Here is a 22,728-nt window from a genome sequence, read left to right on the forward strand (position 1 = left end):
CACTCCAGCCCCGACAAGTATGATGACGTCATCAAAGCCAAGCTGGAAACATAGATGCAGAACCTGCAGCGCGGAAGCACAGAATTCACAGTGCGACATCAGCTCGACGCATTGCCCTGCACTGATCTGATCACCGCGCAGGCGGTCACCTCCGATCGGCTCGGCGAGCTCGCGGCGCTGGCGCGGCGGGAGATCCCGGGCGTGCGCGCCTCCGAGGCGGAGCTTGCCGAGTTCTTGCGGCACGATCCGGACTCGATCTTCGTGCTCTGTCGCGGCCGAGCCCTGTTGGGCGGCATCGCGTTCCTTTATCTGAACTGTGCGGGCCTGGATGCGCTGCTGCTCGACGAATTCCATTTGAACGATCCGCCGCGCCGATATCTGGCGCGGCCAGGCGAGGAGGTCGCGGCCATCTACGTCTGGGCGCTGGTGGCGCAGGGACGAGGCGCGATCGGGCTCGGCAATGTCGCGCAGACGCTGCGCGGACCGCGGTACCATGCAGCCGACTACTACGCCCAGCCCTCGAGCCCGGAGGGGCGCGCGTTCCTCGGCGCGCTCGGGTTCGCGCCGGTTGCGAGCTTTCAGCCGGACCTCTGGTGGTATCAGCGGCCTTGGAACCGGCTGCCCGACATGATCGCGCCTTCCATTCAATCGACCACGAATTGCGAAAAGGGGAGTCTTGCGGATGCACGGCATTAGTTCAGTCAGGACGACGAAGTCTGGCCCACGCACGATCACGGTGCGCATCGCACGAGATCCGAACGATTTGATGCTCGTCACGGCGATCCGGTCGGCGGTCTATCTGACCGAGCAGGATTGTCCGATGGAGGAGGAGTTCGACGGGAACGATCTCGTCGCGGCGCATTTCCTCGGCTTCGTCGGCAAGGAACCGGCCGGCTGCGTGCGCGTGCGCTTCTTCGGCGAGTTCGCCAAGGTCGAGCGTCTCGCGGTCCGTCATCAATATCGGCGGTCGCGGCTGTCGTTCAAGCTGGTGCGGGAGGCGCTCGACTACTGCAGGCGCAAGGGCTTCAAGAAGGCCTACGGCCACGCGCAGGATCGCCTGGTGGATTTCTGGGCACATTTCGGCGCCAAGCCGCTCGGTCACAACCGCAAGCTCACCTTCTCGGATTTCTCCTACACCGAGATGGTGCTGGATCTCGAGCCGTGCGACGACGCGATCACGCTCGACAGCGATCCCTACATGATCATCCGGCCCGAGGGCGATTGGGATCGGCCGGGCGTGCTCGATCTGTCTGCCGGGCGGCCAGCGTCCTCGCCTCTGCGCGATTTTGCTGCAGCGAGACCGTGATGGGGAACCGCGATCTGTTCGGCGCGACCGAGACGGATCCGCCGGTTCTGGTGTGCGCCGACCTGCAGTGCGAGTATCTCACTGAAGGACGCAAGCACCTGATCGCCGACGGCGACGCCACCATGGCGCGCTGCCGGCAGTTGATCGCGTTGTGGCGGGACAATCTCTGGCCCGTCATCCATCTCAAGCGGATCGCGCAGGCGGCCTGGTTCAATCCGGCTTCGAACCTCACCAACTGGCTCGACGACTTCAAGCCGAAGCCGGGAGAGATCGCCTTCGAGCACCCGCTGCCGTCGGCCTACAGCTCGGCGCGGTTCGCCGACTACATGTCGAACATGCGCAGTATCCGCTGCGTCGTGCTCGGCTTCTCGCTGGACGAGACCATCCTCTCGACCGTCGTCGACGGCTATCATCGCAGCCACCGCTATCAGGTGATCGGGGATGCGGTGGCCTGCCGTCAGGCGTGCGTCGGTGACGTTGTCTCTTACAAGCTGGTCGTCACCCGGGTGATCAGCAATTTTGCCGGCGTGGTCGACAGCGCCGAGCTGATGGCCGCGAGCGGCCGGCTGGCGGTCTGAACGGCAGGAGCTCGGCTGGCGTCAGCCGCCGGCGAGCCGTTCAGCCAGCTCGATGACCATGCGGCGATCGGACGGGTTGCTGATCTTGTTGAATGCAACGACCAGGCGCAGCGCCTCGACGACGTGCAAATCAACAGGATTTTCGCTGAGCAGCCGCAGCAGCTTCTGTTCCGGCGGCTCGCAATCGTCTTTGCTCACACGGGCAGCTCCAGCACCGAGACCATGACATGACCCGAGAGGAAGAGCTCAAAGAGCTGGCGAGCAGCCTCCAGGCGGCCATTGCGAAGGCGCGCCAGCTCGACCTGCCGACCAGCGCCTATATCCTTTCGTTGGCTCTGGTCGAGGTGTCCCAGACAATCGCGGCAGAGTTGAGGGGGCCGTCCGATTCCAAATGAGGTGCGCCGACCGTGGCCGCTTGCCACGCGGTCCGCAATCAACTGGGTAAACGCCCCGGGAGGGGACGTCGGGACCGGTGCGGCCGCTCAGGCCCGGTCGACCCTGACGACGCGGCCCTTGTCGATGGCGAGCGCCAGCTTGCCGTGCTTCAGCGCCAGCGCCGCCTCGCCGAACAGCTCGCGGCGCCAGCCCTGCAGCGCAGCGACGTCGGCATTGTCGTCCGCCGCGATCTGCTCGAGATCGTCCACGGTGGCGATGACCTTGCTGGCCACCGCGTGACGCTCCGAGGTCATGCGCAGCAGCACCTTGAGCAGCTCGACGATCGCGGCGCCGTTGGAGTTGTTGCGCGGCTTTTCCAGCTTCGGCAGCGCCGCGAGATCGCGGGCCAGCCCGCGCTGCACGGCGGCGACGATGTCCGAGCCCCATTTCGAGCGCTCGAAGCCCTTCGGCAGCGAGCGCAGGTTGCCGAGCTTCTCGATCGAGGTCGGGGCGTGGGTGGCGATATCGCCGACGGCATCGTCCTTCATGACGCGGCTGCGCGGCACATCGCGGCTCTGCGCCTCCTGCTCGCGCCAGGCGGCGACCTCGATCAGCACCGCGAGCTCCTTCGGCTTGCGGACGCGGGTCTTCAGCCGCTCCCAGGCGCGCTCGGGGTGGAAGTCGTAGGTCTTCGGCGAGGTCAGGATCTCCATCTCCTCGCTGACCCAGTCGCTACGTCCGCGCTTCTTGAGGTCGGCGTCCAGCGCGGCAAAGACGTCGCGCAGATGGGTGACGTCGGCCTCGGCGTAATGCGCCTGCTCCTTGGTCAGCGGCCGGCGCGACCAGTCGGTGAAGCGGTGGGTCTTGTCGGGTCGGTGGCCGGTGATGCGCTCGACCAGCTGGTCGTAGGCGATGCTGTCGCCGTACCCCAGCACCATCGCGGCGACCTGGGTATCGAAGATCGGATGCGGCACGATCCCGGCGCGGTGCCAGATGATCTCGATGTCCTGTCGGGCGGCGTGGAAGACCTTCAGGACCTTCTCATTGGCCATCAGCTCGAAGAACGCCTTGAGATCGATGCCCTCGGCGAGCGCGTCGATCACCACGGCTTCGTCCGGGCTCGCCATCTGCACGACGCAGAGCAGGGGGTAGTAGGTGGTTTCCCGCAGGAACTCGGTATCGACGGTGATGACCGGGTGCTGGGCGAGGCGGGCGCAGGCGGCTGCGAGGTCCGCGGTGGTCGTGATCAAGTCCATGAACGATCCATGACGAGGCTCTTACGCCGTCGTCCGAAAACGCTGACAAGTCAAGGGTGTCGGCAAAGGGTACGAGACGAAATTCATCTCCGCTTGTCGGCCCAATCCGTCCCGAACGCAAGCGCCGCGGTGTCAGTCGATCGCTCTATGGTTGATGATGGCCCGGCCTGGAGGCCGGTCAGTGGTGCCTGACGCGGCCCGAGGGCCGCCGCCCGGAGGGCACCGCGAGCACGATGAGGCACAGCGCGATCATCGCCAGACCCATGAATTCGAACACCAGCGCGTCCACGTCTCAGACCTCCCCGACAATTCGCTTCAACTTGTCGGGGCTGCGTTGATCGTTTCTTAAGGACCCCGGCGCGGTGCCGGCGATGGTGGACGGGGAGTTAAGACTGCGTGTCAGGTGCCGCAGAAGGTCTGCAGCACGCGCTCTTCCGGCTGCGGCGGCAAGGCATAATCGGTCCGCTCCGGCTGGTCCTCGTAGGGCTTGGCCAGCACCGCATGCAGCTCCTCGAACGGTTCGTAATCGTCGTTCTCGACCGCCGCGGTGATGACCGCCTCGATGCGGTGGTTGCGCGGGATGAAGGCTGGATTGACCTTGCGCATCGCCTCGCGCCGCTCGGCCGGGGTCTGCGGCTCCTGCGCCAGCCGCTGCTGCCAGCGCGCGGCCCATTCGTCGAACCCTGTGGGATCCTCGAACAGGGCGCGGACCTCGCCGAGATCGCCGCTGCCCGCGGCGTCGCTGAGGCGGCGGAAGGTGAGGGTGAAATCGGCTTTGGCCGCCGCCATGGTGTCGAACAGGGCCTGGGCCAGCGGCTGGTCGCCCTCGCGCTGAGAGAACAGGCCGAGCTTGCGGCGCAGGCCCGTCTGGTGCGCCTCGGTGAACTGAGCCGCAAAACCGTCGAGCGCGGCCTCGGCCTGCTTGATCGTCTCGTCCTTGTCGTCGCCGAACAGCGGCAGCAGGCATTCGGCCAGCCGGGTCAGGTTCCACAGCGCGATGCGCGGCTGGTTGGCGAAGGCGTAGCGGCCGAACTCGTCGATCGAGGAGAACACCTGCTTCGGATCATACGCGTCCATGAAGGCGCAGGGGCCGTAATCGATGGTCTCGCCGGAGACGGAGGTGTTGTCGGTGTTCATGACGCCGTGGATGAACCCGACCAGCAGCCAGTCGGCGATCAGCTTCGCCTGGCGCGAGATCACGGCGTCGAGCAGGGCGTGATACGGCCGCTCGGTGCCGGCGAGATCCGGATAGTGCCGGCCGATGACGTGGTCGGCGAGCCGGCGCACCGCCTCGGTGTCCTGGCGCGCGGCGAAATACTGGAACGTGCCGACGCGGATGTGGCTGGTGGCGACCCGCGTCAGCACGGCGCCGGGCAGGGCGATGCCGCGATTGACCTGCTCGCCGGTGACCACCGCCGCCAGTGACCTTGTGGTCGGGATGCCCAGCGCGGCCATCGCCTCGCTGACGATGTATTCGCGCAGCACCGGCCCGAGCGCCGCCCGGCCGTCGCCGCGGCGCGAGAACGGGGTCGGGCCGGAGCCCTTGAGCTGGATGTCCCGGCGGACGCCGTTGCGGTCGACGACCTCGCCCAGCAGCACCGCCCGGCCGTCGCCGAGCTGCGGCACGAAATGCCCGAACTGGTGGCCGGCATAGGCCATCGCGATCGGCTCGGCTCCATCAGGCACGGTCTTGCCGGCCAGGATCGCGGCGCCCTCCGGCGTCTCCAGCTCCGCCGGGTTCAGCCCGAGATCCTCGGCCAGCGGCCGGTTGAGCTTGATCAGCCGCGGCGCGGCGACGGGGGTCGGCGCCACCCGGGCAAAGAAATTGTCGGGCAGCGCGGCGTAGGAGTTCTGGAAGGGGAAATGCACGGTCATACCTCCCAAGATAAGCGCGAGAACGCCGCTTTTCGAGCCCAAACGACGGCCAGATGAGCGTTTCAGCGCCAGCTCAATTCGGCGGCAGCGCCGGTGGTTGCAATCGCGGCCCAGGCTTCCAGCCTCTTGGCCGGAAAAGCCGTTCCTGCGGTTGCCGCGCCGGGGCGGCTCGGCTAAACCCTGCGCGCATTCGGCCATGCGCCTTCGCGGCTGCGCCGATTCCCTCTTCCTCACGCCGACCATTCAGGACGACCATGCATCGCTACCGGACCCATACCTGCGGCGCGCTCCGCGACAGCAACATCGGAGAGACGGTCCGGCTGTCCGGCTGGTGCCATCGCATCCGCGACCATGGCGGCGTGCTGTTCGTCGATCTGCGCGACCATTACGGCATCACCCAATGCGTGGTCGATCCCGACTCCAAGGCGTTCGGCCTCGCCGAGAAGCTGCGCTCGGAGTGGGTCGTGCGCATGGAAGGCAAGGTCCGCCGCCGCCCCGAGGGCACCGAGAACGCCGAGCTGCCGACCGGCCAGGTCGAGCTCTACGTCGCCGACATCGAGGTTCTCGGCCCCGCGGCCGAGCTGCCGCTGCCGGTGTTCGGCGAGCAGGACTACCCCGAGGACATCCGGCTGAAGTATCGCTTTCTCGACCTGCGCCGCGACAGGCTGCACCAGAACATCATGACCCGCGGCGCGATCATCGATTCGATGCGCCGGCGGATGAAGGAGCAGGGCTTCTTCGAATTCCAGACGCCGATCCTGACCGCGTCCTCGCCGGAGGGTGCGCGCGACTTCCTGGTGCCCTCGCGCATCCATCCCGGCAAGTTCTACGCGCTGCCGCAGGCGCCGCAGCAGTACAAGCAGCTCTTGATGATGTCGGGCTTCGACCGCTACTTCCAGATCGCGCCGTGCTTCCGCGACGAGGACCCGCGCGCCGACCGCCTGCCCGGCGAGTTCTATCAGCTCGACGTCGAGATGAGCTTCGTCGAGCAGGAGGACGTGTTCGCGGCGATGGAGCCGGTCATCACCGGCGTGTTCGAGGATTTCGCCAAGGGCAAGCCGGTCACCAAGGGCTGGCCGCGCATCCCGTTTGCGGAAGCGCTGCGCAAATACGGCACCGACAAGCCGGACCTGCGCAATCCGCTCGAGATGCAGGACGTCTCCGAGCACTTCCGCGGCTCCGGCTTCAAGGTGTTCGCGCGCATGCTCGAGGACCCGAAGAATCAGGTCTGGGCAATCCCGGCGCCTAGTGGCGGCAGCCGTGCGTTCTGCGACCGCATGAACTCCTGGGCGCAGGGCGAAGGCCAGCCCGGCCTCGGCTACATCATGTGGCGCGAGGGCGGCGAGGGCGCCGGTCCCCTGGCCAACAACATCGGCCCGGAGCGGACGGCTGCGATCCGCAGCCAGCTCGGCACCAAGGAGGGCGATGCCGCCTTCTTCGTCGCCGGCGACCCCGACAAGTTCTGGAAGTTCGCAGGCCTTGCCCGCACCAAGGTCGGTGAGGAGCTGAACCTGATCGACAAGGACCGCTTCGCGCTGGCCTGGATCGTCGACTTCCCGATGTACGAGTACAACGAGGACGACAAGAAGGTCGACTTCTCGCACAACCCGTTCTCGATGCCGCAGGGCGGCCTGGACGCGCTGACGACCAAGGACCCGCTGACCATCAAGGCGTTCCAGTACGACATCGCCTGCAACGGCTACGAGATCGCCTCCGGCGGCATCCGCAACCACAAGCCGGAAGCGATGGTGAAGGCGTTCGAGATCGCGGGCTATGGCGAGCAGGAGGTGGTCGACCGCTTCGGCGGCATGTACCGCGCCTTCCAGTACGGCGCCCCGCCACATGGCGGCATGGCCGCCGGCGTCGACCGCATCGTGATGCTGCTGTGTGGCACAACCAATCTGCGCGAGATCTCGCTGTTCCCGATGAACCAGCAGGCCATGGACCTGCTGATGGGCGCGCCGTCGGAAGCCACCACCAAGCAGCTCCGCGAGCTGCACATCAAGACCAACCTGCCGGCCAAGTAGGTCGGCACGGCACGATCAGCGCTTCAACGGCGTCATTGCGAGCGCAGCGAAGTCATCCAGGGCGGCAAGCGCGCCCCTGGATGGCTTCGTCGCTTCGCTCTTCGCAATGACGGGCGCGCTGAGTACGGTACTCACGCGCTTCCGCGTCCCGGCAGCATCCGCGTCAGCACGCCGTCGCGGCGGACGAGGTGATGAAACAGCGCAGCGGCGATATGCAGGCCGACCACGACCCAGGCGATCCACTTGCCGACGAAATGGTGGATCGCATCGACCGGCGGCTCGAAGGCCTCCCACGACACCCCCCAGCGCGTCTCGATCCAGCCGAACAGCGCGGTCTCACGGAAGCTCGGGACCGCGAACGCTCCGAACTCCGTCGGGGCATCGGTGCCGATATAGCCGGTCAGCGGCATCAGGATCAGCAGGGCGTAGAGCCCCAAATGCGCGGCGTGCGCGAGCCATGCCTCGGCATGCGATGCGTGCGGCTGATCGGGCTGCACGTTGACGAGCCGCCACAGCAGGCGCGGCACGACGGAGACGCCGACGAAGATGCCGAGCACCCAATGGACATTGAGGACCGGGAGCACCTCCGGGGCCGTGTCGTCCATGAACCAGATGACGTAGTACACGACGGCATAGGCCGCGATGAAGGCCGCCGCGCTGGTCCAATGGAAGAACTTCGCGATCGCGCCGAACTCCATCTTGGTATTCTTCCACGGCATCACGGATCCCCTCGCACTCACGGCGCACCGGCAGCCGCGATCTGCTGCTATCGTCAGAGCGTCCGCTGGGCCAGAGGCTTGCGCGCGCGCCAAGCGGTCGCTCCCGTCAAATTCGTCTCACCTTGTCGTTATCGATGCCGAACTGCGGCAAGCCGTCGCTGGTCGTGTCGCGGGGGGCGCTGTGTCGGACGCAAGATGACCCAGCCTTGAAAGCGTCGCTCTGCATTTGATCTACTCGCGTTAACGCCGGTTAAGACTGCGAACAACTTCATCGTGGCGTCCGATCGCGTCCAGGCCGGGCCCGATACATCACAGGCGCCGCATCGGCAGCATCGGCGGGACGGCGAGGCCGGCCGCCGCGCACCTCGGCAAACCGTTGATTCTCAGAACTAATCGAGCATGCGGGTTGTTAGTCCGGCACCTTGCATGACGTCGCTCGAAACGTGGTGGCGCGATGTCGCGTGCGGCAAGTTCCAGGAGCCGGCGATCGGACGAATGGATGTTGCGGTGTCATGCAACCTGTCCTTAATACGATGCCTGTCTGACTCACGTAGTGAACATAGCCAACCAATCAGAAGAAAACGGATAGCTCAAAAATGACCGTTCGCTGGTGTGCGCTCCTTCTCGGAGTCTGCTTCTTCGCATCTTCCGCTTCCGCTGCCCCCATTTCCCCCGATGTCGTTCGTGATCTCGCCTCCCGCGTCGGGCCGGTCGTCGGTCAGGCCGCGACCTGCCGCGAGATTGCCCAGGGGCGCGTCCAGACCATCATCGATCAGTTCAGCGAGGTGATCCGTCAGGGCTCGTCCAACAGCGGCGAGCGCGATGGGCTCATCCGCAGCTTCAACAGCTACATCGCCGAGGGCCGCGGCCGGGTCGCGTCCTCGCAGGTGAATTGTCTCACGGCGGAACGTCAGTTGACCGAGCTCGAGCGATCCCTCAGCCAGCAGCAGTCCGCAGCTCCCACGCTGTCCTTTGCGCTGGCGCCCACGACCGCAGCCGCCGCGACGCAGCCCACCGCCAATCTGCCGCCACCGCTTCCGCATGGCGTCAGCGATTCCGAGATCCGCTTCGGCACCGTCATTCCGTTCTCAGGGGTCCGCAAAGAGTCGGCGCGGCAGATGAAGCTCGGCATCGAGACGGCGTTCGCCCGCGCCAATGATGCCGGCGGCATCAATGGCCGCAAGCTGCGGCTGGTCGCTGCCGACGATGGCTATGATCCCACGCGGACGCTCGGCGCCATGACCCAGCTGTACGAGAAGGACCAGGTCTTCGGCTTCATCGGCAACATGGGCACGGCCAACAATGCGGTCGCGATTCCTTACGCGCTGGAGCGCCGCGCGCTGTTCTTTGCGCCCTATAGCGGCTCCGCCGTCGTGCGCCGCGATCCGCCGGACCGCTACGTCTTCAACTATCGTGCCAGCTACGCGGAGGAGACCGCCGCGATCGTGCGCTATCTGATGAAGGTCAAGCGCATTCCGGCGAAGCAGATTGCGGTGTTCGCGCAGAACGATGCGTATGGCGACGACGGCGCCAACGGCGTCGCCAAGGCCTTCCGCGCGCTCGGCATCACCGATCCGATCATCCGCTACGGCTTTCCGCGCGGCTCGCTGGACGTCGACGAGGCCGTCAGCAAGCTGAAGGCGCAGACCAAGCCCGCGATCAAGGCCGTGATCATGATCGCGACCGACCGCGCGGCGGCGAAGTTCATCGAGAAGACCCACGAGGCGGTGCCGGGATTGATCTATGCCAACATCTCGGCGGTCGGATCGTCGTCGCTGGCCGCCGAGCTGAAGCTGCTCGGCAGCAAATACACCAACGGCGTCATCGTCACGCAGGGCGTTCCCTCGGTCGCGGGCTATTCGAGCCTCGTGCTCGACTACAAGACCGCACTGGCCAAGTACTTCCCCGGCGAAGCGCCTGACTACACCTCGCTGGAGGGCTTCATCTCGGCGAGCATCCTGATCCAGGCACTGAAGCAGACGACTCCGCTGGACACCGAGCGGCTGGTCGATACGCTGGAGTCGATGCAGAGCATCGATCTCGGCCTCGGCAGCAAGCTCTCCTTCGGACGCGCCGAGCACCAGGCCTCGCACAAGATCTGGGGCACCGCGCTCGACGAGACCGGCACCTACCAGGCGATCGAGCTGGAGTAGGAGCGGAGTAACCGCGGCGGGCCGGCTGCGCCATCGGTGGCGCTACCGGCCCGCGGCTCGTCAACGGAGCCGCCAAGTGCGCCGATCTCCAGTGCTCACGCGCTGCGTGTTCGCGTGCGTCCCGTCGCAAGCATTGTGCCGAAAACCGCGTCCCAGAGACCCGTGACGACGCCGAAATTGCCGGGCACCGGGTCGCGATGATGACGCAGATGGCGCAGCCGGCAGCTACGGAGCCACGCATGAAACGGCGACTGGCCGGTGAGCTGCCAGTGATGCACGGCATCGTGGACCAGGAGATACAAGACGTAGCCGGCGATCAGGCCGGCAGTCGCCCCGCTCGCGGTCTGGAGGTCTGAAAAGCGGGCGATCAGCGCGAAGAATGACACGAAGATGACGACGCTCACCCAGCTTGGCGCGCCAATGAGATCGCTCGGATAGGCATGATGCCGTCCGTTCAGGTGCTTGAGCACGGCGACCTTGTGATACAGGAACCGGTGCACCAGATACTCGGCAAACGTCCACAGCACGGCTCCGCCCAGTGCTGCCAACAGCCAGCGCCGATGCGCGTCGAAGCCGCTGCTCGCAAGATCGGACAGCAGAAGTCCGGCGAACACGAGCGGGTAGATGAAGAACTCGGCGTAGTAACTGAGCTTGCTTTGGTTCACGTCGGTCCCGCCCGCAAAATGACGACCATCGCCGTGGCGCCTCCCCGAGGAGGCCCGCCAGGGTGAGGCTCCGCCGAATCAACCTCGTTGGAGAGTCGGCCGGCGGTATTGGGTAGCGTAGATATGCGGCACGCGCGTGAATGCATGAATCCGGGCATTGACCGGTCGCGTCGGAATCCGGGTCCAGGTCGACGGAGCGGTCGCCCCACGTGAATCCCGGCCGCCCCGGCGCCGACAAGGATCGGCAACCGGCAGCGCAGCGGCTGGCCGGAGTTTCAGCTCGCGCGGCGCGCGAACAACAGCGCGCCGCCGAGCCCGCACATGACCGCACCCGATGTCTGCCGCATCCGCGTGACGAGGCTCGGGCGGCTGACCAGGCCGTGTCGTGCTCTGGCGGCCCAGACCGTCACGACCAGGTCGACGCTGGTGTTGAGCGCGACCGAGATCAGGCCGAGCACGATGAACTGCGCCGCGATGTGGCCGGCGGGATCGACGAATTGCGGGATGAAGGCGAGGAAGAACGCCGCCGTCTTCGGGTTCAGCGCTTCGACGATGATGCCCTCGCGAAACGCACGCCGGCTGCCTGTCGTCGCCACCTCGGCTGGCGCCGCGACGCGCGCCTCCCGCCAAGTCTTGATCCCGAGCCAGATCAGATAGAGCGCGCCCGCGATCTTCAGCACCGTGAACGCCTCCGCGCTCGCCATCACCAGCGCCGAGAGCCCGACCGCGCCGGCGACGACGTGCACCAGACCGCCGAGCCCAAGCCCCACACTGGAGGCTAGCCCCTCGCTCCGCCCGCCGGCCAGCGTGCGCGCCACGATGTAGAAGATGCCCGGCCCCGGCGTTAGCGCGACGACCAGGGCGGCGGAAAGGAACAGGAGGAGGGTGGGGAGATCGGGCATGGGACTCATCACGTTGGATATTGCCGGCTAAGTCGCGGTAACCCGCGCCGCCTGACGCCAAATCAAGCGATAGCGAAAGATCAAGGACATCTCAACGGGCGCCCATTTCGGGCGCATGCTATGGTGGTTCATGCGGATCATCGCCGGAGCACGTTGCGGGACTTCGCGGACGGACGCCGGGGTCACAAGGATCACGCGGCGCTCAAAGCAGCACTGGACGCGTGGTTTGACGAAGTCAGGAACGCTCGTTGGACAAGCACGGTCGACATCAAATGCGGCTATGCAACGGCCAGTGTCGTTTCCCCGGATCGGATCGTGTTCAACATCAAGGGAAACGTCGACCGGCTCGTCGTTGCCGTGGATTTCGAAAAGCGCATCGTGTGGATCAAGTGGGTCGGCACGCATCGCGACTACGACAAGATTGACGTGAAAGAGGTTAGACATGGCGAGTGACATCAAGCCGATCCGGACGAAACGGGACTACGTGGCGGCGCTTGGCGAGGTCGAGCGGCTTTGAGGCGCCAAGTCCGGTACGCCGGACGGCGATCGTCTGGATGTGCTCGCAACCCTGATCGAAGTCTATGAGGTTGAGCATTCCCCGATGGATCCACCCGATCCGATCGAGGCCATCAAGTTCCGGATGGAACAGCGGGGGCTGTCCCGAAAGGATCTCGAGCAGATCATCGGGACACGGACACGAATCGCCGAGGTCCTCACTCGAAAGAGCGGGCTTTCGATTGCCATGATCCGACGACTGCGCGAACGGCTTGGTATCTCCGCAGAGGTTCTGATCCATCCAAGCCGGAAACGGGCCGCTTCAGCGTAACTCATAGCTGCCGCGCGTTGATCGTTGCGGAGGAGGAGGCAGCTTCAGTCCTGATTGCGGATCTCTTAGCGACGCTCGCGTGTATCCCCGGCGACAGCGGCCGATCGTCGTTCGAGCCGGAGGGCGTACGCGGACCCAGGGCCCGCTTCGTCGGCATCTTCTACGTCGTGGCGCGCGCCAGCCTTTGCGTCGTCTCGGGGCGGAACTCAGCTTGTGATGCGCAGCACCAACCGTCGATAGCAACAACGACCCTTAGCTGGTGTCGGTTGTGGTTGCGAGCGCAGCTACGCGAGAGGTTAGATCGAATCGGGGGACTACTACGCGTTGTCCTCATCGTCGTCATCTTCTTCATCGTCGTCCGACTGCACCGCCATTGTCTCGATGTATCTGTGCCGCACATCGCGCAACGACTGTTTGCTGCTCTGATCAGTCAAGAAGAACCACCATCCGCCCATCTTCCTCCCAGATATAGATGTGGCGGCTTCATTGGGGGTGTCGTAAAGTTTTCCATCGACATCAATTTTTCCGTCACTGAGTAGAGTTGCTGTGACGTGGCTATATTTCTTCCTTCGGGGAAATAGAGCCATGCCGATCTGAAGCATACCTGCGTTTAGCAAGTCGACGAGTTCGACCGTTCTGAAAGTTTTTGGCTTATCAGGAGCAAATTCCGATTTGTAGTTGGCCGGAACAGGCCAAATTTCCTGTATCAGGCTGACGAGGTGCTCACTACGTTGGCGGATGGAATCTTCGGTCCATCCGTGTTCCGAGATCCTTAAGAGTTCACGATTTATGAACAGTACGTCATGAGCTTCGAGTCCCTCCCGCTTGCCGCCCGGTCCGATCCACGGTCCGTTGGAGACCTTCGAGTTGAGCTTTCCTGTGAGGAGAGTTAGGTTTCCTAAGGTATGTATAATCCGGTCGCGGTCCACATCACGGGCTGTCTCGGAGAGAGGCCAATTTGGCTGCCACTTGCGCGGCATGACGTGTTCAATCGCTAGCTTTCCTCGAGAGACTCTTTCATTGCCTAGACCCTGCTTGCCGTACTTCCAACCGCGCAAGTAGTCTTCTATGCCCTCTAGGACCATGCGTAGCCGTCCGCGCCCGAGACGGCGGTACGCTTGCATCTGAGGTAGCTCTTGCGCCAGTTCAGCGTTGTCGGGCCAGTATCGACTCGCGCTTTGTTGGTTTGTTAGGAAAGCCTCTACAATGTCTCCTGCAAGGGAGCGATCTGAATTGGCAAGACGGGAAATTATCTCTGCGATAGCTTGACTGTACGATTTCGTGGTAGCACGCACGAGCATCCGTCGAACCATCCAGCTTTCGATTACATCCAGGCACTTTGACAATTGAAAGGCGGGAATCTCCGCCTGCTCTGTGTCAAGGAGTTGGATCATGAGTGGCTTTACAACTTCGCTTTCCAGAATGCTCGTACGATAAGCAAAAAGATCAATTCGACTCGGGGAAGCATTGTTGGATTGAGCGGCTGTTATGAAGGTGCGGTAGTTGCCAGCCGCATGGTGTATCTGTTTCAGCAGTGCTTCCATTTTGAAGTTCGATTCGTCGTCAGCAAACCTCTTAAACCTGTCAAAGACTTCTCGGGCGACGACCTCCTCTCCGGTTTTTGCTACTAGCCAATGGTTCAGGAACAGTGCAGAGCGAGGATATCGCAATCTCCCAACGCTTATTTCCGTTTCCCAAAAGCCTGTCTCGAACTCCTTCCAATATCTTTGATAGGCAAGCTCTACATCGGCGCCGTCTTCCTGCAATCGTTGGAAAATGAAATTCTTAATTAGATCTGCGGCCGAAAGCTGCGCACCTCTCGCATTTAGCGTCTCGAATATTTCCTGGGCGTTTTCGTTGGCAGTTAGGTCAATTACGACGATCTGGAGCGATTCCCGTGCTGCGGTCTCTATTGCGATCGCCCGCTTCTGAGTCTCGCTTGGGTCGCTCGACCTTAGCCAAGTCTCGGCCTGCTCACAAAAATAGCGGTGCGCTTCCGCGATTCGCTCGCCGCGTAGCCCGTCTCCGTACAAAGTTTGCTGATTTTCGTTGTTCATCACGTGATAGAAGGCGGGGCGGTCGCGATTTGTTGGCCACACCTTAAACCTGTCTTCTGGTGCTGAGCAGAAGGGCTCCGCGTTCCGAACTAACGCTTCAATCCGCTTTGATGATTGAATTGCCTGCGCGGCAGCAAGTTGGGATGCAAGTGCGTCCAGCAATAGCTGGAGGGTTGTTAAACGTTGCTGGCCATCGATGATGGTGCGCTCTTGCATTAGGCCGGTCTGTCTCGGAACTTGCTGCAATACTACCGCACCCAAGAAATGTGGCTGGGGCTTTTCGCCAGGAGTCTTCATCAAGCGGTTTGCTATGCGGGTAAGGTCTTCCCAAAGGGGCTCCCATTGATTCTCTTCATTCCAAACGTATGGTCTCTGAAACAAAGGCACCACAAGCCTTTGAGGTTGCATGAAAATCAATTGAGGCGTCCGAACTTGGGTTTCCATTGTTGGTTCCTGCATTTAGTCAACTTAGGCTAGAAGTTTGTCCGGACGATTTCAATGCGTCACGGGAAAATGTAGGTCATAGATCAAGCGGGGTGCGAATAGCCGATACAGATGCGGTGCGCGCGCGGTACCCGTCAACGGTGTGGTGACAGGCAGGCTTCGTTGTCCCCGACGGGCAATCCCCGCAATCCCGCTATGCGCAATCTGCCCGTCGTGTTAGTTTGTCGCAATTAGGCCCCTTGCACCGTCGGGCAAATCACCTCCACATTTCCGGCCATCCCGCCTCGATGAAGAGGGACGGTTCGCGGTCGTCACGAGGCGTGAGGCGGGGAGGCGGTGGCTGCATCGTGTTGCAACGTGCTGATAGCGCGTGGACGAACGGCGCGGTGCAGGCGGTCAAGTCGTGTGGTCCTGACATCCCGATGCTGGTGTCAAGTTCGCGAGGATGCCTCCCGGCATCGCGCGGATGACGGGGGCAAACAAGCCGGTCCCCGAGGAGAGCGCGAAGCAGCCGAAAAGCCCATCGCGCAGGGAATGCCGGATGACCGGCAGCACCTGTGGTACCTGCCGCCTGCATTTTTTTCGCAGGCGGGCCATGGGTTGCGGCCAGCACCCGGCATTCCCTGCGCCCTCTTCGTCGAAGGAGGGTGAACGAGAGCAGCCAAACTCGGGCACGGCGTGCCGCGAGAACAAGTTTGCATGATCGGACCATCGTCCTTGCGAGCGCAGCGAAGCCATCGGGAATCTTGCAATCGGGAATCTCTCAGCGGGACGGCTCCGATCGTCTTGTCGGCTCGCAGGAACGCGGACGAAGCCTCGAACCATCGCCATCCACCCGTGAAGATGGGGCCCTGCGTTCGCAAGGACGACAGCGGAAGCCTCAGGGGCTGCGTGCCGATCCGCATCCTTGCGAGCATGTCAGCCATCCGACGTCTCGCCGAGACGCGATCAGATGCCGAGCGCCTGCATCGCCGCGGCGATGTCGCCGGTCGAGCGCACCAGCACGGCCTGCAGCCTGCTGGCGCGGGCCCCCTCGATGTTTTCAGCGAGGTCGTCGAAGAACACGATGCGCCCGGCGGGGACGCCGATCGCCTGCACCACGTGCTCATACGCCGCGGCATCGGGTTTGCGCAGGCCGATCGACGACGACAGGAAGATCTCGCGGAAATGGCCGAGCAGCCCGGCATAGCGCGGCGAGAAGTGATCGATGTGCGGCTGGTTGGTATTGGAGAAGGCATAGAGCGGAAGCGCGTCCGCGGCGCGGGCAAGCAAGGGGGCGATGCCGGGCATCGGGCCGACGAAGATCGCGTTCCAGCCGTCGAGAAACTGCGCATCGGTGATGTCGATGCCGAGCTGGCGGCGCAGATGGGCGAAGAAGGCGGCATCCGACACGGTGCCGCGCTCATGACCCTGATAGATCTCGTCGCGCACGAAGCGCTGCGCAATGTGCTCCGGCGCGCAGCCCGCATGCGCGGCCCAGCGCGATACGACCTGGACGAAATCGATGTCGATCACGACGCGGCCAAGATCGAACAGCAGCGCGTCGGCGGCACCAGGGCGGAGATCGGAGGGAAGCATCGCGACGCGCGTCTTTGCCGGAGAGAAAGCCGAAGCAGGGCCTCGTCAATAGCGGTAGGGCTCGATGTCGGCCAGCGGAAACGCGCTGAACACCCCGGGCATGGTGGTGGCAGTTGCCGGATGCAGATAGGACGCGTTCAGCTCGGCGAAGGAGGTGACGCCGAGCAGGCCGAGCGCGCGAATGACCTCGTCCTCCAGCAGCTCCAACATGCGCAGAATGCCGTCCTCGCCGGCGGCGGCCAGCGCCCAGCATTGCAGGCGGCCGATGCCGACCATGTCCGCGCCCGAGGCGATCGCCTTGACGATGTCGGTGCCGCGGCAGAAGCCGCCGTCGACCATGATTCTGGCACGGCCCTTCACCGCCGCGACGATCTCCGGCAGCACGTGCATCGCGCCGCGGCCATGGTCGAGCTGGCGGCCGCCATGGTTGGAGACGTAGATCCAGTCGACGCCATGATCGAGCGCGATCTTTGCGTCCTCGGCGGTGGCGATGCCCTTGATGATCAGAGGCAGCTTGAACTTGTCCTTGATCAGCTTCACGGTGTGCCAGCTCAGCGCCTTCTGGTGATCGCCGCCGGTGGCGCGCAGCCTGCTCTCGCGGACATATCGCTTGGCGATGTCGCGCTCGCGCCGGCTGTAATGGGCGGTGTCGACGGTCAGGCAGAACGCGGTGTAGCGGTTCGCCACGGCGCGGCTCACATAATCCTCGACGAAGGCGTCGTCACCGCGGACATAGAGCTGGAAGATGCGCAGCGCGTCCGGCGCGGCCTCGGCCGTCATCTCCAGCCCGGGTTCCGACACCGAGCTCAGCATGTGCGCAGCTCCGAACCGGCCGGCGCCGCGCGCCACGGCGGCTGCGCCCGTGGGATCGAAGATCTCGAGCGCACCGACCGGGGCAAGCACGACGGGCAGGCGCAGCCTGCGCCCGAGCACCTCGACCGAGGCGTCGACCCGCGAGACGTCGCGCAGCACCCGCGGGCGGAACGCGATCTCGTCCAGCGCCATTCGGTTCCGGCGCAGCGTGGTCTCGGTCTCGGCGCCGCCGATGATGTAGTCCCAGGCGTTCTGGTTGAGCTGCGTTCGTGCCTTGCGGATGAACTCGTGAAGGTTCTGGAACTTCTCGTCGCTGGCGCCGAGTTCGACGTTGCGCCAGCCCGCTTCGATCGGGGTCTGTTGATTCATGCCTGCCTCCCAGCAAAGATTATCATTTGTTATCCAACATCGCCCATCGGACGGGCCATACGCAAGCCATTCCGAACTGCGGCTGGCGGCGCGCGTCACGCCTGCGCATCGATTCGCCGCTGCGGACACGGCTCGTCGAGTTGTGATCGGGCGGCGACCGTGAAAGACCGGATAATCACCGTCGGGGGATGATGCCGGCGTGATCGCGATCTTGATTTCGGCCGGGGAGCGTCCATTTCGGTTGACAACGCCACGGCCCCTGGCGGCACTCTGGTGGAATGTTCCGGGCCGGATATCGGCCTTGAAGAAACCGGAAATGTGGTGTGAGTTCGTAGGCCAATCCTGCCGGCGTTGCGTTCGGACCATGTGATCTGCCGGCCACCAAGCAAACCCTCGGGAAGCAAAGCAATGCGGAAAAACTGGCTGTTCCTGGCAGGCACGATGACCGGCGTCTGTCTGACCCTGATGGTCGCAGGCCCCGAGGGTGCGCAACTCGTCGCACGGGCGAAGGCCGCCGCCGGAATGGCCGACACCTATTCGCAGCTCAATCTGTTCGGCGCGGTGTTCGAGCGTGTTCGTGCCGACTATGTCGAGAAGCCGAACGATCCTGCGCTGATCGAGGGCGCCATCAACGGCATGGTGTCCTCGCTCGATCCGCATTCGCGCTACATGAACGACAAGTCCTGGCGCGACATGCAGGAGACCACGACCGGCGAGTTCGGCGGCCTGGGCATCGAGGTCACCATGGAGGACGGGCTCGTCAAGGTCGTCGCGCCGATCGACGACACACCGGCCTCGAAGGCCGGCATCCTCTCCGGCGACCTTATCGCCAAGATCGACGGCGACAGCGTTCAGGGCCTGACGCTCGAGCAGGCGGTCGCCAAGATGAAGGGCGGCGTCAACACCAAGACCAAGCTCACCATCATCCGCAAGGGCAAGGACGCGCCGCTCGACGTCACGCTGACGCGCGAGATCATCCGCGTGCGGCCGGTGCGCTATCACACCGAGGGCGGCGATATCGGCTACATCCGCATCACCTCGTTCAACGAGCAGACCACCGAGAGCCTGCGCAAGGCGGTCGCCAGCATCTCCAGGGAGATTCCGCAGGAGAAGCTCGCGGGCTTCGTGGTCGATCTGCGCAACAATCCGGGCGGCCTGCTCGACCAGGCGGTGTCGGTGTCCAGCACGTTCCTGCCGCGAGGCGAGGTGGTGTCCACCCGCGGCCGCAATCCCGAGGAGACGCAGCGCTTCACGGCGCGCGGCGGCGATCTCACCAAGGGCAAGCCGCTCGTGGTGCTGATCAACGGCGGATCGGCGTCCGCGTCGGAGATCGTGGCGGGCGCGTTGCATGATCACAAGCGCGCGACGCTGGTCGGCACGCGCTCGTTCGGCAAGGGCTCGGTTCAGACGATCATTCCGCTCGGTGCCGGCAATGGTGCGCTGGCGCTGACCACGGCGCGCTACTACACGCCGTCCGGTCGCTCGATCCAGGCGCAGGGCATCGCGCCGGACATCGAGGTCAAGCAGGACGTTCCGGACGAGTTGAAGGATCGTGCCGACCTCAAGGGCGAGGCGGGAATGCGCGGCCATCTGTCGGCTGCCGACGGCACCGAGCAGACCGGCTCGCAGTCCTACGTTCCGCCGGACGAGAAGGACGACAAGGCCTTGCACGCGGCCTTCAACGTGCTGCGCGGCGTCACCGTGAATGCGGACGTCCGGGCCAAGGCAGCGGTGCCGAATTGAGATGAAGGGCAGGGCGCGAGGGATCTCGCGCCTGCTCCGCTCTCACACCGACGGGGCGGCTTTGCAGCCGTCCCGTCGTGGTTTTCGACCAGTGTGCACGGGCGGACATGGCCATGTCCGCCGCTCGAGATATTTCCGCGGCGAGGGCCGCCTGCAAGCGTCCGGCGTGGCGACCTGAAGACAGGGTTTGAAAACGGCTTGCGGAAAAGGACCAGATTGCAGCGGTTTTTAGCGGTTGAAAGCCTGTCCGTCAGGCCGCATCGGAGCGCGGGCGACGGCCGGTCGACCCGTTCCGGCCATGGGCGCGATGCGCCTCGAACAGGCCTCGGACGTCGGCTGCGGGCTTCGGGGGGCTGAACAGGTAGCCCTGCATCTCCGAGCAGCCGAGCCGCTTCAGCACCTGGCGCTGCGCCTCGGTCTCGACGCCTTCCGCCGTCGTGGACATCTTGCGGATCGCGGCGATGTTGACGACGGCCTGGACGATCGCGGCGGAGCCTTCGCTCTCCGTGATGTCCTTGACGAAGCAGCGATCGATCTTGATCTTGTCGAACGGGATCCGTTGCAGATAGCTCAGGCTGGAATAGCCCGTGCCGAAATCGTCGAGCGCGATGCGGACGCCGAGCGCGCGCAGCTCGTGCAGGGTGTCGAGCGCATCGTCGTCGCGAATGAGCACGGCCTCGGTGATCTCCAGCTCCAGCCGGCGCGGCGACAGGCCGGAGGCCGCGAGCGCCTTGGCAACCTTGAGCGCGAGCGTGCCGCTCTTGAACTGCACCGGCGAGACGTTGACCGCGAGCCGGATGTCATCCGGCCATGTCGCAGCCTCGGTGCAGGCGACGTTGAGAACGCGCTCGCCGAGCTGGTTGATGAGGCCGGTGTCCTCGGCGATCGGGATGAACTCGGCGGGCGAGACGTAGCCGCGGGTCGGGTGCCTCCAGCGCACCAGCGCCTCGCAGCCGACGATGCGGTCGTCCTGCAGGCTGAGGCAGGGTTGGTAGTAGACCTCGAGCTGGTCGTCGACCATTGCCTGGCGCAGGTCAACCTCGAGCTGATGGCGGGCCTTGACCTGGGCGTCCATCTCCGGCTCGAAGAAGCGCCACGTGCGACGTCCTGCAGCCTTGGCGGCGTACATCGCCAGATCGGCGTTCTTCATGATCTGGTCGATGTCGGTGCCGTGCTGCGGAATCAGCGCCACGCCGATCGAGGCGTCTGCGGTCAATTGGTGGCCGAGGCAGTCGCGCGGGGCGCGGATGGCGGCCAGCATCTCGTCGATCAGGCAGCTGACGTCCTCGCGGCTCTTGATCGTGGTCTGCACCACCGCGAACTCGTCGCCGCCCAGACGCGCGACGAAGCCGGCTGTCCCGACACAGGCCTGCAGGCTTCTTGCAACCGACTTCAACAGTTCGTCGCCGATCAGGTGGCCCAGCGAGTCGTTGACCCCCTTGAACTCGTCGATGTCGATGTAGTGCAGCGCCAGCTGCCGGCCGCTCGCCACGCCGGCCATTTCCTGCTTCAGCCGCTCGTGGAACAGGGTGCGGTTGGGCAGATCCGTCAGGGCGTCATAGTGGGCCAGATGCGTGATCTGCTCCTCGGACCGCTTGCGCTCGGTGATGTCCTCGTGGGTTGCAAGCCAGCCGCCGCCCACGATCGGCTCGTTGACGATCTGGATCCAGCGGCCGTCGGTGGTCTCGATGATCTGGGAGGTCTTGCGGCCGATGTTGCGCAACACGGCATCGGCATATTCTGCGTCGTCACCGGCGAGCGAGCCGGATGCCTTGCGGTGGGCGATCAGCTCGCGGAACGTGCAGCCGGGCTTCACGACATCGGCCGACAGGCCGTACATGTCGATGTAGCGCTGATTGCTGATGACCAGGTGCTCCGATGCATCGAACAGCAGCAGACCCTGGGTCATGTTGTTGACGGCCTTGTCGAGGCGTTCCTTCTCCAGCGTCAAGCGGCGGCTCGAGGCCTCGTGATCGCTGATCAGCCGTCGCACGACGACGGTGAGCATGCCGGCGATCAGCAGCACCGAGATCAAGCCGACGGCGATCAGGAACCTCATCTGCTCGCGCCAGTCGGCCAGCGCCGCGGACACGGTGGTCGTCGCGGTGACGATCAGCGGATAGCTCGTCAGCCGGTGCGACGCGCCAATGCGATGCTCGCCGTCGACCGGGCTGCTGAAGATGCCGGTGGTGTTGCCGTCGCCGGCCAGGATCTGGCGGAAGATCGGCGCGTCCTTGTAGTTCTGGCTCAGCATCCCCTCATGGCGAGGATAGCGTGCCAGCAAGACGCCGTCCCGATGCATCATCGAGATCGCAGCGTCCGGTCCGAGCGCGACGGACGCGAAGAAGCGCTCGACGTTGACCGGTTCGAGAGTGCGGCTGATGACCCCGAGGAACTCGCCGTTCGGGGCGGTCAGCTTGAGCGCGATCACGGCAACGTTCGTTCCCGTGACGCGGCTCACGACCGGCTCGATCAGCAATTGCGGCGCCGTCGGGTCAGACTTCAGCCGCTTGAAATAGGTGCGATCAGCGACGTTGACGGGCGGCACCGGCCAAGCGGTTGCCGAATTGATCAGGTTGCCGTCGGAATCGAAGATGCTGACGCCGCCGACATAGGACACCGCGCTCAGCTTGCCCTTCAGCATCGCGTTGACGGCCGCAGTGCCCATCTGCTCCTTGAAGCGGACGCTGGTGTCGATGCGGCTCAGCCGGACGTAGTTGGCGAGATCGCGCTGGATCGCGCCGAGGTCCTCCATCTGCTGATCGAAGTGACGCGCCAGCAGCAGCACGGTGTTTTCCAGCTCGCGCGTCGCGCTGTTCAGCGCGCGCTCCCGAAAGCTGTCGGCCATGATGGTCGCGCCGATCGCGATGGCCGCAATCAGCACGAGGCCTCCGCCAACCAGCCAGCGGATTGGTCCGCCGCGGTCAGCCGAAGCCTTGAGGGCACTTCCTGGACTGGTGTTCGTCGTCATCGGTCCCGAATACGCGTGCAAAGAGCGTTTGAGGATGGACCGCTACAACGTCCCTCCCATAGCAATGGCTA

At 64.4% G+C, this 22,728-nt stretch carries 18 protein-coding genes and 1 pseudogene; 9 read left to right on the forward strand and 10 right to left on the reverse strand.

The window, feature by feature from the left end; all coding sequences use genetic code 11:
* Window positions 1-54: 54 nt before the first annotated feature.
* Genes QXZ94_RS07510 through QXZ94_RS07520 form a run of 3 tightly spaced genes read left to right on the forward strand, consistent with a single transcriptional unit; the run spans window position 55 to window position 1,884 of the window.
* Complete coding sequence (locus QXZ94_RS07510; protein WP_172131962.1) at window positions 55-696, forward strand: hypothetical protein; 642 nt, start codon at window positions 55-57, stop codon at window positions 694-696.
* Window positions 683-1,306: a GNAT family N-acetyltransferase gene (locus QXZ94_RS07515; RefSeq protein WP_172131961.1), complete on the forward strand. Its 624-nt coding sequence runs from the start codon at window positions 683-685 to the stop codon at window positions 1,304-1,306. The genes QXZ94_RS07510 and QXZ94_RS07515 overlap by 14 nt, the downstream gene beginning before the upstream one ends.
* Window positions 1,306-1,884, forward strand: a complete 579-nt coding sequence (locus QXZ94_RS07520; protein WP_315719883.1) for an isochorismatase family protein — start codon at window positions 1,306-1,308, stop codon at window positions 1,882-1,884. The genes QXZ94_RS07515 and QXZ94_RS07520 overlap by 1 nt, the downstream gene beginning before the upstream one ends.
* A 21-nt stretch (window positions 1,885-1,905) precedes the next feature.
* Here the strand turns inward: QXZ94_RS07520 and QXZ94_RS07525 are convergent, their stop codons facing one another.
* Window positions 1,906-2,082, reverse strand: a complete 177-nt coding sequence (locus QXZ94_RS07525; protein ID WP_315719884.1) for a hypothetical protein — start codon at window positions 2,080-2,082, stop codon at window positions 1,906-1,908.
* A gap of 29 nt (window positions 2,083-2,111) precedes the next feature.
* Between QXZ94_RS07525 and QXZ94_RS07530 the strand changes: the two genes are divergently transcribed.
* The gene (locus tag QXZ94_RS07530; protein ID WP_172109316.1) at window positions 2,112-2,279 is read left to right on the forward strand and encodes a hypothetical protein; all 168 of its coding nucleotides are present in this window, start codon (window positions 2,112-2,114) and stop codon (window positions 2,277-2,279) included.
* Window positions 2,280-2,366: 87 nt separating this feature from the next.
* On the opposite strand, the gene rnd is transcribed toward QXZ94_RS07530, so the two are convergent.
* Together rnd and QXZ94_RS07540 are read right to left on the reverse strand one after the other, a co-directional pair.
* Window positions 2,367-3,515, reverse strand: a complete 1,149-nt coding sequence (gene rnd / locus QXZ94_RS07535; protein ID WP_315719885.1) for a ribonuclease D — start codon at window positions 3,513-3,515, stop codon at window positions 2,367-2,369.
* Window positions 3,516-3,914: 399 nt separating this feature from the next.
* The gene (locus tag QXZ94_RS07540; protein WP_315719886.1) at window positions 3,915-5,390 is read right to left on the reverse strand and encodes a protein adenylyltransferase SelO; all 1,476 of its coding nucleotides are present in this window, start codon (window positions 5,388-5,390) and stop codon (window positions 3,915-3,917) included.
* Window positions 5,391-5,644: 254 nt separating this feature from the next.
* On the opposite strand from QXZ94_RS07540, the gene aspS reads away from it, so the two are divergent.
* A complete protein-coding gene (gene aspS / locus QXZ94_RS07545) occupies window positions 5,645-7,417 on the forward strand; it encodes an aspartate--tRNA ligase (RefSeq protein ID WP_315719887.1) in 1,773 nt (590 codons plus the stop codon).
* Between the two features lie 131 nt (window positions 7,418-7,548).
* Here aspS and QXZ94_RS07550 read toward each other — a convergent pair whose 3' ends face one another.
* Complete coding sequence (locus tag QXZ94_RS07550) at window positions 7,549-8,136, reverse strand: cytochrome b (protein ID WP_315719888.1); 588 nt, start codon at window positions 8,134-8,136, stop codon at window positions 7,549-7,551.
* 596 nt (window positions 8,137-8,732) lie between these two features.
* Here QXZ94_RS07550 and QXZ94_RS07555 point away from each other — a divergent pair.
* The gene (locus tag QXZ94_RS07555) at window positions 8,733-10,289 is read left to right on the forward strand and encodes an ABC transporter substrate-binding protein (protein WP_315719889.1); all 1,557 of its coding nucleotides are present in this window, start codon (window positions 8,733-8,735) and stop codon (window positions 10,287-10,289) included.
* 95 nt (window positions 10,290-10,384) lie between these two features.
* Here the strand turns inward: QXZ94_RS07555 and QXZ94_RS07560 are convergent, their stop codons facing one another.
* Together QXZ94_RS07560 and QXZ94_RS07565 are read right to left on the reverse strand one after the other, a co-directional pair.
* Window positions 10,385-10,954, reverse strand: a complete 570-nt coding sequence (locus QXZ94_RS07560; protein WP_315719890.1) for a sterol desaturase family protein — start codon at window positions 10,952-10,954, stop codon at window positions 10,385-10,387.
* Between the two features lie 275 nt (window positions 10,955-11,229).
* Window positions 11,230-11,856, reverse strand: a complete 627-nt coding sequence (locus QXZ94_RS07565; RefSeq protein WP_315719891.1) for a LysE family translocator — start codon at window positions 11,854-11,856, stop codon at window positions 11,230-11,232.
* A 120-nt stretch (window positions 11,857-11,976) separates the two neighbouring features.
* Between QXZ94_RS07565 and QXZ94_RS07570 the strand changes: the two genes are divergently transcribed.
* Together QXZ94_RS07570 and QXZ94_RS07575 are read left to right on the forward strand one after the other, a co-directional pair.
* Complete coding sequence (locus QXZ94_RS07570) at window positions 11,977-12,309, forward strand: type II toxin-antitoxin system HigB family toxin (RefSeq protein ID WP_315719892.1); 333 nt, start codon at window positions 11,977-11,979, stop codon at window positions 12,307-12,309.
* A pseudogene (locus tag QXZ94_RS07575) lies at window positions 12,299-12,682 on the forward strand (type II toxin-antitoxin system HigA family antitoxin). The gene QXZ94_RS07570 and the pseudogene QXZ94_RS07575 overlap by 11 nt, the downstream one beginning before the upstream one ends.
* Before the next feature lie 317 nt (window positions 12,683-12,999).
* On the opposite strand, the gene QXZ94_RS07580 reads toward QXZ94_RS07575, so the two are convergent.
* The 3 genes from QXZ94_RS07580 to QXZ94_RS07590 form a co-directional block, all read right to left on the reverse strand.
* A complete protein-coding gene (locus tag QXZ94_RS07580) occupies window positions 13,000-15,183 on the reverse strand; it encodes a DUF262 domain-containing protein (RefSeq protein WP_315719893.1) in 2,184 nt (727 codons plus the stop codon).
* A gap of 948 nt (window positions 15,184-16,131) precedes the next feature.
* Entirely contained in the window at window positions 16,132-16,761 is a 630-nt protein-coding gene (locus QXZ94_RS07585) for an HAD-IA family hydrolase (protein WP_315719894.1), read from the reverse strand.
* A 45-nt stretch (window positions 16,762-16,806) separates the two neighbouring features.
* On the reverse strand, window positions 16,807-17,943 hold the full coding sequence (locus QXZ94_RS07590; protein ID WP_315719895.1) for an alpha-hydroxy acid oxidase: 1,137 nt from the start codon (window positions 17,941-17,943) through the stop codon (window positions 16,807-16,809).
* Window positions 17,944-18,351: 408 nt separating this feature from the next.
* Here QXZ94_RS07590 and QXZ94_RS07595 point away from each other — a divergent pair, with 408 nt between their 5' ends.
* Entirely contained in the window at window positions 18,352-19,686 is a 1,335-nt protein-coding gene (locus QXZ94_RS07595) for a S41 family peptidase (RefSeq protein WP_315719896.1), read from the forward strand.
* Between the two features lie 250 nt (window positions 19,687-19,936).
* Here QXZ94_RS07595 and QXZ94_RS07600 read toward each other — a convergent pair whose 3' ends face one another.
* Complete coding sequence (locus QXZ94_RS07600; RefSeq protein ID WP_315719897.1) at window positions 19,937-22,657, reverse strand: EAL domain-containing protein; 2,721 nt, start codon at window positions 22,655-22,657, stop codon at window positions 19,937-19,939.
* Window positions 22,658-22,728 lie beyond the last annotated feature (71 nt).

Origin of the sequence: Bradyrhizobium sp. SZCCHNS2022, from assembly GCF_032377575.1 — a bacterium.
Taxonomy (GTDB): domain Bacteria; phylum Pseudomonadota; class Alphaproteobacteria; order Rhizobiales; family Xanthobacteraceae; genus Bradyrhizobium; species Bradyrhizobium aeschynomenes.

What these genes read in the sequence shown, in the direction of transcription:
- QXZ94_RS07510 (WP_172131962.1), top strand. Translation starts at nt 55, where the DNA reads ATGCAGAACCTGCAGCGCGGAAGCACAGAATTCACAGTGCGACATCAG.
- QXZ94_RS07515 (WP_172131961.1), top strand. Translation starts at nt 683, where the DNA reads ATGCACGGCATTAGTTCAGTCAGGACGACGAAGTCTGGCCCACGCACG.
- QXZ94_RS07520 (WP_315719883.1), top strand. Translation starts at nt 1,306, where the DNA reads ATGGGGAACCGCGATCTGTTCGGCGCGACCGAGACGGATCCGCCGGTT.
- QXZ94_RS07530 (WP_172109316.1), top strand. Translation starts at nt 2,112, where the DNA reads ATGACCCGAGAGGAAGAGCTCAAAGAGCTGGCGAGCAGCCTCCAGGCG.
- rnd (WP_315719885.1), bottom strand. Translation starts at nt 3,515, where the DNA reads ATGGACTTGATCACGACCACCGCGGACCTCGCAGCCGCCTGCGCCCGC.
- QXZ94_RS07540 (WP_315719886.1), bottom strand. Translation starts at nt 5,390, where the DNA reads ATGACCGTGCATTTCCCCTTCCAGAACTCCTACGCCGCGCTGCCCGAC.
- aspS (WP_315719887.1), top strand. Translation starts at nt 5,645, where the DNA reads ATGCATCGCTACCGGACCCATACCTGCGGCGCGCTCCGCGACAGCAAC.
- QXZ94_RS07550 (WP_315719888.1), bottom strand. Translation starts at nt 8,136, where the DNA reads ATGCCGTGGAAGAATACCAAGATGGAGTTCGGCGCGATCGCGAAGTTC.
- QXZ94_RS07555 (WP_315719889.1), top strand. Translation starts at nt 8,733, where the DNA reads ATGACCGTTCGCTGGTGTGCGCTCCTTCTCGGAGTCTGCTTCTTCGCA.
- QXZ94_RS07565 (WP_315719891.1), bottom strand. Translation starts at nt 11,856, where the DNA reads ATGCCCGATCTCCCCACCCTCCTCCTGTTCCTTTCCGCCGCCCTGGTC.
- QXZ94_RS07570 (WP_315719892.1), top strand. Translation starts at nt 11,977, where the DNA reads ATGGTGGTTCATGCGGATCATCGCCGGAGCACGTTGCGGGACTTCGCG.
- QXZ94_RS07580 (WP_315719893.1), bottom strand. Translation starts at nt 15,183, where the DNA reads ATGGAAACCCAAGTTCGGACGCCTCAATTGATTTTCATGCAACCTCAA.
- QXZ94_RS07585 (WP_315719894.1), bottom strand. Translation starts at nt 16,761, where the DNA reads ATGCTTCCCTCCGATCTCCGCCCTGGTGCCGCCGACGCGCTGCTGTTC.
- QXZ94_RS07590 (WP_315719895.1), bottom strand. Translation starts at nt 17,943, where the DNA reads ATGAATCAACAGACCCCGATCGAAGCGGGCTGGCGCAACGTCGAACTC.
- QXZ94_RS07595 (WP_315719896.1), top strand. Translation starts at nt 18,352, where the DNA reads ATGCGGAAAAACTGGCTGTTCCTGGCAGGCACGATGACCGGCGTCTGT.
- QXZ94_RS07600 (WP_315719897.1), bottom strand. Translation starts at nt 22,657, where the DNA reads ATGACGACGAACACCAGTCCAGGAAGTGCCCTCAAGGCTTCGGCTGAC.